Origin of the sequence: Tritonibacter multivorans, assembly GCF_001458415.1 — a bacterium.
Lineage (GTDB): Bacteria > Pseudomonadota > Alphaproteobacteria > Rhodobacterales > Rhodobacteraceae > Epibacterium > Epibacterium multivorans.
In genome coordinates this window covers 1-11,836 of record NZ_CYSD01000032.1, presented here as the reverse complement: position 1 = coordinate 11,836, position 11,836 = coordinate 1, and the positions used below count along the sequence as shown (strand labels likewise).

The window sequence follows — 11,836 nt, the reverse complement described above, 5'->3', positions numbered from 1 at the left end:
TATGTCTATGTATAACGACCTAATTCCAGCGTTTCAGATTGGCGGTATCGTGGCAGCACCCAAAGGAAACATGAGCTATCGGGACATCAAAAAGGTCGTCCTGGATCGCATTCAGAACCGCATTTGGGGGCCTGACAGCCTGTTGCCCGGTGAAATCGAACTGGCGGAAGAGTTCTCCAGCACGCGCACTACTGTTAATCGGGCCCTGCGGGAACTGGCCGAAGAAGGGTTTCTGGAGCGCAAGCGCAAAGCGGGCACACGGGTTCTTCATTCCCCCGCCCGAAAGGCCCAGTTCGCGATCCCCCTGGTGCGCGACGAGATCACGGACGCTGGCGCAACCTACCGCTATTCGCTGGTCAAACGCGAAGTTATGCCCGCGCCCTCCTGGCTGACGGCCAAACTGGCGCTGAAACCCGACCGCGAAGTTCTGCATCTGCAATGTATGCATTTTGCCGACAATGAACCGTTCCAGCTGGAAAAACGCTGGATCATTGTGGAAAGCGTGCCCGAGGTGCTGGAGGCCGACTTCACCGCCTCCGGCCCCAATGACTGGCTGGTGCAGAAAGTCCCCTTTAGCAATCTGGAGCTGAGCTTCTTTGCGACCAAGGCGGATGAAGACACAGCCGGGTTCATGGATGCATCCGTTGGTGACCCGATTTTTGCAACCCAACGCACAACCTGGCTGCGGGGCGAACCGGTGACACATGCGGTCCTGTACTTCACGCCGGGCTACAAGATGACCACGCGGCTCTGACCGCATCTTCGTATTTTTGTTTGATCACCGGCGCCACTCTGCCGACTTTTCCGCAGGCCAACGCCTTTGCGGGCGTGTTTCGCACGCCCCCGCACAGGAAATTTCTTGCACTTTCGCATGGCGCAGTCCATGAGTGGCCCGGAATTATCTATAATCTATGATAGCCCGACAATCGCGCTTTACGGGCAGAGCATTGGGGAAGGGACGAACCAGTGGCCACGGTAAGCCAAATTGAGATCAAAGATCTGGCGTTCGCTATTGAGGGCAAGGAGATCCTGCACGGGTTGACCCTGTCTCTCGCCGAACGGCGCGTTGGCATCGTTGGCCGCAACGGGTCCGGCAAGTCCACCTTTGCCCGCGTCGTCTCGGGGTTGGTGGCTCCAACCTCTGGCAGCGTCACGGTGAACGGGCATGATCTGGCAAAAGACCGCCGCGCCGCGATCCGCGAAGTCGGCATTCTGTTTCAGAACCCCGAACATCAGATCATTTTTCCGACCGTGGGTGAAGAGATCGCCTTTGGGCTGGAGCAGCAGGGCCTGAGCAAAGCCGACGCAGCCCAGGAAACGCAGGCCGTTCTGGACCAGTTTGGTCTGAGCCATTGGAAAGAGGCCCATATTGCGACCCTGTCTCAGGGTCAGAAACATCTGGTGTGCCTCATGGCGATCAGCGCAATGAAGCCCAAGCTTCTGGTCTTGGACGAACCTTTTGCGGGGCTGGATATTCCAACCAAGGCACAGATGAACCGTTACCTCAGCCTGTATGAAGGCAGCCTGCTTCATATTACCCATGATCCGGCGGATCTGGAGGGGTACGACCACGTGGTTTGGATCGACCAGGGCACCCTTCGCCAGGCGGGGTCACGCCCCGAGGTGATGAACGCCTATCTCGCAGCGATGCACAGTTTGGGAGAAGACGATGATATCGCTTACCTCTCCCGTTAGAACGCGGGCGCATGGCTGGCCTGCAGGGATAAAACTGGCGGCGCTTGCCGTGGCCACCTTTGCCCTGTTCCTGATCCACGACCTCTGGATTATGGCAGCGGCTTTTGCCGCCAGCTTGGGGCTTTATGCACTGCCGGGCTGGCGGTTCTTCCGCGCCGGGATGGAGCGGCTCAAGGTGCTTTGGCCGTTTCTCGCCATCCTCGGCGTCTGGCATGTTGTCACCGCAACATACGACGAAGGCGCGGAGATCCTTTTGCGCCTGTTGACCACGGTGGGGCTTGCGAACCTTGTCACCATGACCACCGCACTCAGCGACATGATTGCCGTGATCCGTTGGCTGGCCACCCCCCTGCGCCGGGTGGGCCTGAACACCCGCGCCATGGAATTGGCCATCGCGCTGGTCATTCGCATCCTGCCCACATTGATCGACAACGGCCAGCGTCTGAGCGACGCCTGCCGCGCCCGATCGCCACGCCGCCCCGGATGGCGCGTGGTTGTCCCATTTACCCTACTCGCACTCGATGATGCCGAACATCTGGCCGACGCTCTGCGTGCCCGTGGCGGCTTTCTGGAAAACAAGGAGACTTAATCATGGAACGCAATGTAGTTCTGATCGCATTGTTCACGGCGCTGATCGCCGCACTGGGTCTGGTGCCCAAACTAACATTGGCTAGCGGCATTCCGATCACCGCACAGAGCCTTGGCATTATGCTGTGTGGCACCGTTCTGGGTGCAAAACGCGGCGCGCTGGCGGTGCTGCTGTTTGTGGTTTTGGTCGCTGCCGGCCTGCCGCTTCTGGCTGGCGGTCGGGGCGGTCTGGGCGTGTTCACCACCCCCTGGGCTGGCTTCTACTACGGCTTCCCGATCGCAGCTTTCGTGACCGGCCTGATCGTTGAAAAATGGAACGGCAGCAATGTGAGTGTTGTTGCCGGGGTCGCAGCTGTGATCGGCGGCATTGGCGCGCTCTATCTGGTGGCCGTGCCTTACTACATGGTGATGAAACCCGCAGGTCTGGGCGAAGCCGTGCTGACCGCAATGGCGCCTTTTATGCCGGGTGACCTGATCAAGGCCGTCCTCGCGGGTCTGATCACCGGTGCGCTTTACAAGGCACGCCCCTCCAGCGTTCTGTCCCGCGCAAAAGCGGCCTGAGGCCGAGGACCATCCTGAAAATCACAGATCCATCCGGACCAATTCATCGGCTCGGGTGGATCTGATGCGTTTGAATATCTCGACAAGCGACGCGGGCCGTCTGGCTGCACCAAGGAGCGTTAGATGAACACGGAAACCGCGGCCTTCGTCAGCGCCTTTGCCACACGCGCGGAATGTGATGCGGCCCTGCCGTATATTCTGGATGCGCCCAAGGATGACGTGGCGATTGAAACCCTGTGTTTTCGTCCCGGCTATGGCGAACGCAGCTTCCCGGAGCGCATTCAACTGTCCGTCGCACGCGGGATTGAGGGCGAACGCTGGGGCGTGGCCCCATGGCTCAAGCTGGCCGATGGCAGTGGCGATCCGCGTATTCAGGTGTCGATCCTGCCAAAACGCATTATGGATCTGTGCTGGCGCGACCGGGTGAACACGCCCCATCCGGGCGACACCATGGTTGCTGACATTGATGTCACCGAAGACAACATGCCCGTCGGCACCCGTCTGCAAATTGGCAGCGCGGTGATTGAGGTGTCGGACAAGTTCAACACCGCTTGCATCAAATGGAAAGAGCGGTATGGCGGCAAGAGTCTGCGTTGGCTGAACCATCGCCCCTATCGGCCGCTGCGTCTGCGCGGTATTCTGTGCCGTGTCGTGCAGGACGGCGAAATCCGCGCAACAGATCGCATTCGCAAACAGGCCTGAGGCGTCAGATTTCGAGCACAAGCGCGCTGCCAAGCCCCCCGGCCGCTGCAATGGCGGCCAGTCCGCGCCCTCTGCCGGCCGTGGTCAGGTCCTGAAACAGCCGTGTCGCCAGAACCGCTCCAGACGCGCCAATGGGGTGCCCGCGCGCCAATGCGCCCCCGTTTTGGTTTACGATCTCTGCGGGCAGCTTGGCCCCCTGCTGACAGGCGATGGCCTGTACCGCAAAAGCTTCCATTATTTCTGCAAACGATAAATCTGTGGGTGACAGGCCCGCCATTCGAAGCGCGGCGTGAATGGCAGGAACCGGCGCCAGCCCCGGCTGCAGGGGATCTGCGCCCAGGGTTTTGCCAGCCACAACCGCCACGGATGCACGGTCACAGGTCTGCAAAAACCGCTCTGACACCATCATAACAAAAGCCGCGGCATCGGCGGCCACCGCCATGTTTGCTGCCGTGATTGACCCACAGACAGATTTGGCCATTCGGCAATGCCGCGGACCCAAGGCGCGGGTGAAACTGTCGTGATCCAACCCGGCAACCGGGATGATTTCATCGGCGAGCCCCGCTTGCGCGGCCAAGGCTTTCTGGTGGCTCTGCTGCGCCCAAATATCCTGCGCAACGCGGCTGATGCCAAGTTCTGTCGCCAGTGCCTCTGCCGCCTCTGCCATATCTGGATCTTGATCGGGCCAAGGCGTAAACGGCGCCTGATCATAGGCCTCGGGGGGGCGACCATCGGCGAAATTGTGCAGCCGGATCGGACGGCGCGAATAGCTTTCCACGCCGCCAGCGATAACGACATCATGCATCCCGGCCCGGATCATCGCATCGCCCAGAAGAACCGCATCCAGCCCCCCTGCACATTGGCGGTCCAGACTAAGGCCCGCAACAGACTGCGCAAGCCCCGCATCCAATGCGGCAATCCGCGCAAGGTTGCCCCCCGCGCCAAGCGCATTGGACAAGATAAGCTCTCCGACCTGATCCGGCGCAACCCCAGCGCGGTCCAGCAGCGATCCGATCACAGGCGTCGACAGGTCATGCGGTTGCAATGCCGCCAATGCCCCATTGCGCGGTGCAATCGGGCTGCGGCAGGCGGCAAGAATATGGCTGCGCGTCACGTGTTCCGCTCCTGCCAGAGCGTTTCGAGGTGTTGCAAATCCGGTTTACCCGCAGGCAGCATCGGCAAGTCGGGCAGGGGCCAAATTATGCGCGGCACGGCCGCTTCGCCCAATTCCGCCCGACAGGCCTTGCGCAGAGCGGAGGCATCGACGTCTCCGACCACGGCGGCCACAATCTGCGCCCCTCTCACCGGGTCGTTTGGGGTAATAACCGCTGTCGCCACCACGCCGGGCTGCGCGACCAAAACGGTTTCAATGGCTTCTGGAAACACATTCTGGTCGGCTACGGTCACCATTCGGGATTTTCGCCCCTGCAGGTACAGATAGCCCTGTGCATCCAAACGCCCCATTTCCCCAATCGACAAAAACCCGTCCTGCCAGACGGTCAGGGGGCTTTCGCCTTCCTCGTAGCCGTCAAACAGATAGGGACTCTTGACCCAGATTTCTCCGGTATCACCGAGCGCCTCGCTGTCCCCGATCCGCAATTTCACATTGGGATAGGCACGTCCGACAGACCCTTCGGGCGTCTGATCATCAGACAGCGTGACAAAGCTTGTCTCGGACGCGCCGAAAAACTCCATCAGCTGGGCTGTCGGAAAACGCTCCGCCAGTAGAACACGCAGTGTGGGGTCCATCTTGCCACCGCCAAAAAAGATGCGCTGCACAGCAGGGAAGGCGGCGGGCTCTACACGGGTGATCAGCCGCAATTGGCTGGGGGTGGCATAAATGGTTGTGATCCCGTGGGCCCGCATCGCTGCGGCCTGACCTTTGGGACCAAGCCCCGCCAGCAACGCCAGACCTGCGCCAATATGAACGGCCTCGAGGGCTGCATAAAAACTGAGCGAGTGGCCCAGATGCCCCAGCACCGCATAAGCGTCGTCCGGGCCGATCCCGAACTGCGCCTTGTTGATGTCAAAGCTTGCCCGCCAGCTCGCCGGGGAGCGGCGGATCAGCTTCGGCGCTCCAGAGGAACCGGAGCTTTCGCAGAACACCCGCTGAGGATCTCCGGGCAGGGCTTGCAGAGGGGTCGCGGAAATCGCGCTGGACCGCAAGGACGCGCCGTTTTGCACCGCGTTCCACAACAGGGCCGCGCCCGCGGCATCCGGTGTCAGAAGCCGCGCTGTTGGCGCTGTCTGAAAACTCTCCTCAAGCCGCGTCATGAGATTCCCCGTTGTTTGCGTGGCGCTTAGGGGCAGTTGTACCCAAAGCACAGGCTGGCATCCAACCACAAAGCAGCCGAGATGTGCTTAGGTGAACTTGCGAAACAACCGGGTGCGATCAAACGCGGTTTCCAACGCGTCGTTGCGTTGCTGCACCTGTTCCCAGTGATCTTCCTGGATCTTGGCGATCAGCGCTTCGGTCAGCAGCAGTATCGCAAGGCCAGAATCCCAGGCCGATGGCACGCCAATCCGCGCGGCAAAGGTCTGACTTGCAAACTTCTGCACCGGAGAGCGCCACTGGTCGGTGAACAAAACCACCTCCACACCGCGCTCATGGGCCATTTCCGCCAGCAAAAGCGTCGAATTTTCATAGCGGCGGATATCAAACAGGACCAGCAGATCGCCCGCTGCCATATCTAGCACCCAATGCGGCCAAGAGGCCTGCGACGGGATCATTGAGACCTTGGGTCGGATCATTTGCAGATGCAGAAACAGGTTCTGCGCCAGCGTCCCGCTCATCCGCCCACCCGCGATGTGCACGCTGCGGTCTGAATCAGATAGGGCGGCACACAGCTGATCGAATTCGCTGGGGTCAACGCCGTCCAGCGTGGCCTCCAGATTTTCAAACGCCGCCCGCGCAAAACGCGTCAGCATATGGGTTTCAGGCAGCGTGCTGCCGGTCTGCGCATGTTTCTGACCGGGGTTCGAGATGATCTCGGACAGCTCTGCCCGCAAGGCCTGCTGAAACTCGGGATACCCGGAAAAACCCAGCTTTTGCACCATCCTGGCCACCGTCGGTGTGGAGACCGCGGCCAGCTCGGCCAGCTCTGTAATGCTGCCAAGGCCGGGAATGGGATAGTTATCAAGGATCGCCGCCGCCAATTGCCGTTCGGCGCGGGTTAATTCCTGTTCTCGTGCTTTAAGCTTTTCTGCAATCGTCGACATCTGGCTCCGATATCTGAACCCTGGTTAAAGAAAAAGACCGCATAGCGGTTGTGCAGAATTGTACAGCTAGAAACAGCAAGAAGCAAATCTTTCAGAAAAACATTTGACAGACTCGCAATTGCTGAAGAACATTCTTCACATGACGCAAGCCAGAAACCATAGCTCCCACTCAGGAGCCCCGGTGATCGAACCAGCCCCTGCCGACGCAGCGGTCCTGCTGGTCTGCGAACATGCGTCGAATTTCATCCCCGACCGCTATCAGGATCTGGGCCTGACTGCGGCGCAGAAGGTCAGCCATATTGCATGGGATCCCGGCGCCTTGGGGGTTGCAAAAGCCTTGGCAGCACAGCTGAACGCCCCCTTGATCGCAGGCGGGCAGTCGCGGCTGGTCTATGACCTGAACCGGCCACCGGATGCTGCATCCGCTATCCCAGATCGTTCGGAAATCCATGAAATTCCGGGCAATCAGAACCTCAGTAAGGTCGACCGTCAAGAGCGGGTCGCGCAGGTTTACGCGCCTTTTTATGCCGCGCTTGTTCAGACCCTCACGGAACGGCGCGCATATCTGAAGGTGATGGTGACCCTGCACAGTTTCACACCGGTCTATCGGGGCGAACCGCGGACAGTCGAACTGGGCATTTTGCACGGTAAGGATACGCAGTTCGCACAGGCCATGCTGGCGCAGACACCGGAAAACTGTGCGTTTGATGTCCAGTTGAACCAGCCCTACTCGGCCATGGACGGCGTAGCACACACGCTGGACGAACATGGGCACAAAAACGGGCTCTTGAATGTCATGCTCGAAATCCGCAACGATTTGATCGCAACCGAGGCCCAGCAACAGGACTGGGGCGAGCGTCTGGCCCCATGGGTGCTGCGCACCTTGCAAGAGGTGCAGGCATGATCGCCTTTATGCTTGGCTATGCGCGCGTTGTGGATGCGGTGAACCGAAGGATCGGGCGGGTCATGATGTGGGGCCTGTTTGCGATGATGGGGATCCTTTTGTGGTCGTCGATTTCCAAGACGTTTTTCCTGCCGTCGCTCTGGACGCTGGAAATGGCGCAGTTTGCGATGGTGACCTATTACATTCTGGGCGGGCCTTATTCGATCCAGCTGGGGTCAAACGTGCGCATGGACCTGTTCTACCACAACTGGAGCCTGCGCAAAAAAGCCTGGTTTGACGCCTGTACCGTGTTGTTTCTGATCTTTTATCTGGGCGTGCTGTTCTACGGTGGACTTGGGTCACTGGCCTATTCGCTGGGCTATTGGGGCGACGAACCTGTGACGTTTTTCACCGGGCTTGTGACCGGCGCTGAAGACGTGGGCCGGACCGAGCGCTCTTCGACCGCATGGCGGCCGGTGATCTGGCCGATCAAGACCATTATGGTCGTGGGCTTCTTCCTGATGCTGCTGCAGGCCATTTCCGAATTGTTCAAAGACATTGCCCGCCTGAACGGCGCTGAGGTGCCCGCATGAGCCAGGAATATATCGCGCTCTTTATGTTTGGGGCCATGATGGTCATGCTGCTGACCGGCCAGCGAGTCTTTGGCGCCATTGGCGCGGTGGGCGCGATTGCCGCCTTGGCGCTCTGGGGCACAGGTGGGCAGGATATTCCGTTTTCGGCCGCGATGAAGCTGATGAAATGGTACCCGCTGTTGACCCTGCCAATGTTCATTTTCATGGGCTATGTCCTCAGCGAAAGTCGGCTGGCCGACGACCTGTACCGCATGTTCCATGTCTGGATGGGGCCGGTGAATGGCGGGCTGGCGATTGGGACAATTGCGCTGATGGTGCTGGTGTCGGCGATGAACGGGCTGAGCGTGGCCGGCATGGCGATTGGGGCCACCATCGCGCTGCCAGAACTCTTGCGACGCGGCTATGACAAAACCATGGTGACCGGGGTCATTCAGGCGGGGTCCAGCCTTGGCATTCTGGTGCCGCCTTCGGTGGTTCTGGTGCTTTATGCAATGATCGCCCGCCAACCCGTCGGGCAACTTTGGCTGGCCGGTGTTGTGCCGGGGTTGATGATGGCGGCGCTGTTTATATGCTATATCTGGCTGCGCTGCCGCCTTCAGCCCGAACTGGGCCCCGCGATGAAAGACGCAGGCGATGTGCCCCGCGCCGAGAAGATGCGCCTTTTGTGGGCCGGTGCCCTGCCGCTGATGATCTTTGCCGCGATGATGGTGCCCTTTGTGAACGGCTGGACCTCGCTGGTGGAAAGCTCTGCGATTGGGGCGCTGGCTGCGCTTGTCGCGTCTGTCCTCAAGCGCCGCATGACCTGGGCGATTTTTGAAACCTGCACCAAACAGACGCTGGCGATCTCCTGCATGTTCATGTGGATCATCCTTGCCGCCCTTGGGTTTGGCGCGGTGTTTGATGGGCTTGGGGCAGTCAAAGCCATCGACAACCTGTTCACCGACCAACTGGGGCTGGACCCTTGGGTCATTCTGATCCTGATGCAGCTGTCGTTCATTCTGATGGGCACGTTTCTGGATGATACCGCCATGCTGGTGATTGTCGCCCCTCTTTACGTGCCGCTGGTCAAAGTGCTGGGGTTCGACCTGATCTGGTACGGGGTGCTGTATACGATCACCACGCAGATCGCCTATATGACGCCGCCTTTTGGCTATAACCTCTTCCTGATGCGGGCCATGGCCCCGCCCGAGGTCAGCCTGAACGACATCTACCGCTCCATCATTCCCTTTGTGGGCATCATGGTGGTGGCGCTTGCCCTGATCATGGCCTTCCCACAGATCGCCCTGTGGCTGCCGCAAACCATCTACGGACAATAACCAGAAGGACCGCGAAAAGACGGACCCAACTTCAGCAAAGACAGAGAGGTGTCTGACAATGACGACTAGACGTAATTTCCTAAAGACCACCGCCCTTGGTGCCGCTGCCGCGCCCCTTGCCACGCCCGCGCTTGCCTCGGGGACGATCAAATGGCGCATGCAGACCTATGCGGGGCCCTCGCTGGCCGCCCATGTGATTGATCCGGCGATCGAGATGTTCAACAAGATCGCAGGCGACCGCATGCAGATCGAACTCTTCTACGCCGACCAGCTGGTCCCCACCGGAGAGCTGTTCCGCGCCATGCAGAAGGGCACAATTGACGCGGTGCAATCAGACGATGACTCGATGGCATCGCCCACCGATGTCACCGTCTTTGGCGGCTATTTCCCATTTGCCTCGCGCTACTCGCTCGATGTGCCGGTGCTGTTCAATCAATACGGCCTGAACGAGATCTGGGACGAAGAATACTCTGCCGTTGGCGTCAAACATATCTCGGCCGGTGCCTGGGATCCCTGCCATTTTGCCACCAAAGACCCGATCCGCAGCCTTGCGGACCTGAAAGGCAAACGCGTCTTCACCTTCCCAACTGCGGGCCGTTTCCTCAGCCAGTTTGGCGTGGTGCCAGTGACCCTGCCATGGGAAGACATCGAAGTCGCGGTGCAAACCGGCGAACTTGACGGGATCGCCTGGTCCGGCATCACCGAAGACTACACCGTTGGCTGGGCCGATGTGACCAACTACTTCCTGACCAACAATATTTCCGGCGCTTGGGCGGGGTCATTCTTTGCCAATATGGACCGCTGGAACGAACTGCCTGAAGATCTGCAAACCCTGTTCCGTGTCTGCTGTGACCAGTCTCACTACTATCGTCAGTGGTGGTATTGGGGCGGTGAAGCCTCCTTGCGGGTGGATGGCACCAAGATGCAGCTGACCTCGATCCCCGATGCCGAATGGGCGCAGGTCGAAGAAGCGGCATTGAAGTTCTGGGACGAGATCGCCGCCGAAAGCCCGACCAAGGCCAAGGTTGTGGAGATCTTCAAGAAATACAACGCCGACATGGCCAAAGCAGGCCGCCCCTACCGCTACGGCTAAGGGGGGTCCGCTGCCTCACTGCGCACCCTGGCGTGGTGAGGCCGAAAAACACAGGCCGGCCTTTCGGGGGCGGTCTCTGCCGATCACCCACCACTAGAGGCACAATATGACCGCATCGCTCACGCCCGAGATTTTGAAAAGCCAGATTGGATCTGGTTTGATTGACACCGTATTGGTGTGTCTTGTTGATATGCAGGGTCGTTTGATGGGGAAGCGGTTTCAGGCCGAAAGCTTTGCAGAGAGTTTTCTGGATGCCCCGGAGGGGGAGACCCATTGCTGCACTTACCTGCTGGCCACGGATCTGGAGATGGCGACGCCGGATGGCTATGCCTCCAGCAGCTGGCAGGCGGGTTATGGCGACTATGTGATGAAACCGGATCTGACCACCTTGCGCCCGGTGCCCTGGCTTGAGGGCACGGCGATGGTGCTCTGTGATGTGCTGGATCACCACAGCCACGCGCCCGTGCCCCATTCGCCGCGCGAGATGCTGAAGCGGCAGATTGCCCGCGCCGAGGCCATGGGGTTTTCACCGGTGATGGCGACGGAGCTGGAGTTTTTCCTGTTTCAGGGCACCCATGACGAGATTGCGCGGGCTGGGTTCGACCTCAAGCCGATCTCGAACTACAATGAAGACTACCACATCTTCCAGACCACCAAAGAAGAGGGCGTAATGCGCCCGATCCGCAACCATCTGCGCGCCATGGGCATTCCGGTGGAGGGCTCCAAAGGCGAGGCAGAGGCGGGTCAGGAAGAGCTGAACATCAAATATGCCGGGGCGCTGGCCACAGCCGATCACCACACGCTGGCAAAGAATGGCATCAAGGAGATCGCCCATCTGCACGGGGCTGCGGCAAGTTTTCTGGCGAAATGGCATGCGGATCGTGTGGGATCAGCTGCCCATGTGCACCAGTCGCTCTGGGCCGAGGGAGAGAACGCGTTTTATGACGAGAGTGCGCCTCTGGGGAAATCCAAGCTGATGGATCACTATATGGCCGGGCTTTTGAAATACGCGCCCGACTGCACCTATTTCTTTGCGCCCTATATCAACAGCTACAAGCGCTTTGCCAAAGGCACCTTTGCGCCGACACAGGTGGTCTGGTCGGTGGACAATCGCACCGCCGCCTTCCGCCTGTGCGGCGATGGCACCAAGGGGGTGCGGGTGGAATGCCGCACGCCGGGGTCCGAC

General features: G+C 59.8%; 13 protein-coding genes. 10 read left to right on the top strand and 3 right to left on the bottom strand.

Going from position 1 to position 11,836, the window contains the following annotated elements:
- Positions 1 to 7: 7 nt before the first annotated feature.
- The 5 genes from TRM7557_RS09765 to TRM7557_RS09745 all read left to right on the top strand — a co-directional run bounded on the left by TRM7557_RS09765 (position 8) and on the right by TRM7557_RS09745 (position 3,546).
- Positions 8 to 754 carry a UTRA domain-containing protein gene (locus tag TRM7557_RS09765; protein ID WP_328586545.1) on the top strand — a complete coding sequence of 249 codons (747 nt, stop codon included), beginning with the start codon at positions 8 to 10 and terminating at the stop codon, positions 752 to 754.
- 212 nt (positions 755 to 966) lie between these two features.
- Complete coding sequence (locus tag TRM7557_RS09760; protein WP_058290039.1) at positions 967 to 1,695, top strand: energy-coupling factor ABC transporter ATP-binding protein; 729 nt, start codon at positions 967 to 969, stop codon at positions 1,693 to 1,695.
- Positions 1,670 to 2,284, top strand: a complete 615-nt coding sequence (locus TRM7557_RS09755) for an energy-coupling factor transporter transmembrane component T family protein (protein WP_058290038.1) — start codon at positions 1,670 to 1,672, stop codon at positions 2,282 to 2,284. The genes TRM7557_RS09760 and TRM7557_RS09755 overlap by 26 nt, the downstream gene beginning before the upstream one ends.
- A 2-nt stretch (positions 2,285 to 2,286) precedes the next feature.
- Positions 2,287 to 2,844: a biotin transporter BioY gene (locus tag TRM7557_RS09750; RefSeq protein ID WP_058290037.1), complete on the top strand. Its 558-nt coding sequence runs from the start codon at positions 2,287 to 2,289 to the stop codon at positions 2,842 to 2,844.
- A 123-nt stretch (positions 2,845 to 2,967) separates the two neighbouring features.
- Positions 2,968 to 3,546 carry an MOSC domain-containing protein gene (locus TRM7557_RS09745; protein ID WP_058290036.1) on the top strand — a complete coding sequence of 193 codons (579 nt, stop codon included), beginning with the start codon at positions 2,968 to 2,970 and terminating at the stop codon, positions 3,544 to 3,546.
- A 4-nt stretch (positions 3,547 to 3,550) separates the two neighbouring features.
- On the opposite strand, the gene TRM7557_RS09740 is transcribed toward TRM7557_RS09745, so the two are convergent.
- From TRM7557_RS09740 to TRM7557_RS09730, 3 genes are all read right to left on the bottom strand, one after another.
- On the bottom strand, positions 3,551 to 4,660 hold the full coding sequence (locus tag TRM7557_RS09740) for a thiolase family protein (protein ID WP_058290035.1): 1,110 nt from the start codon (positions 4,658 to 4,660) through the stop codon (positions 3,551 to 3,553).
- Entirely contained in the window at positions 4,657 to 5,820 is a 1,164-nt protein-coding gene (locus tag TRM7557_RS09735; RefSeq protein ID WP_058290034.1) for an AMP-binding protein, read from the bottom strand. Before TRM7557_RS09735 ends, TRM7557_RS09740 begins: the two co-directional genes overlap by 4 nt.
- 87 nt (positions 5,821 to 5,907) lie before the next feature.
- A complete protein-coding gene (locus TRM7557_RS09730; protein ID WP_058290033.1) occupies positions 5,908 to 6,765 on the bottom strand; it encodes a MurR/RpiR family transcriptional regulator in 858 nt (285 codons plus the stop codon).
- 181 nt (positions 6,766 to 6,946) lie between these two features.
- Between TRM7557_RS09730 and TRM7557_RS09725 the strand changes: the two genes are divergently transcribed.
- The 5 genes from TRM7557_RS09725 to TRM7557_RS09705 all read left to right on the top strand — a co-directional run.
- A complete protein-coding gene (locus TRM7557_RS09725) occupies positions 6,947 to 7,669 on the top strand; it encodes an N-formylglutamate amidohydrolase (protein WP_235811451.1) in 723 nt (240 codons plus the stop codon).
- On the top strand, positions 7,666 to 8,241 hold the full coding sequence (locus TRM7557_RS09720; protein ID WP_058290031.1) for a TRAP transporter small permease subunit: 576 nt from the start codon (positions 7,666 to 7,668) through the stop codon (positions 8,239 to 8,241). Before TRM7557_RS09725 ends, TRM7557_RS09720 begins: the two co-directional genes overlap by 4 nt.
- The gene (locus tag TRM7557_RS09715; RefSeq protein WP_058290030.1) at positions 8,238 to 9,557 is read left to right on the top strand and encodes a TRAP transporter large permease; all 1,320 of its coding nucleotides are present in this window, start codon (positions 8,238 to 8,240) and stop codon (positions 9,555 to 9,557) included. The genes TRM7557_RS09720 and TRM7557_RS09715 overlap by 4 nt, the downstream gene beginning before the upstream one ends.
- Positions 9,558 to 9,615: 58 nt before the next feature.
- Positions 9,616 to 10,650 carry a TRAP transporter substrate-binding protein gene (locus TRM7557_RS09710; RefSeq protein WP_058290029.1) on the top strand — a complete coding sequence of 345 codons (1,035 nt, stop codon included), beginning with the start codon at positions 9,616 to 9,618 and terminating at the stop codon, positions 10,648 to 10,650.
- Positions 10,651 to 10,756: 106 nt separating this feature from the next.
- A partial coding sequence (locus tag TRM7557_RS09705; RefSeq protein WP_058290028.1) for a glutamine synthetase family protein occupies positions 10,757 to 11,836 on the top strand: 1,080 nt, incomplete at its 3' end.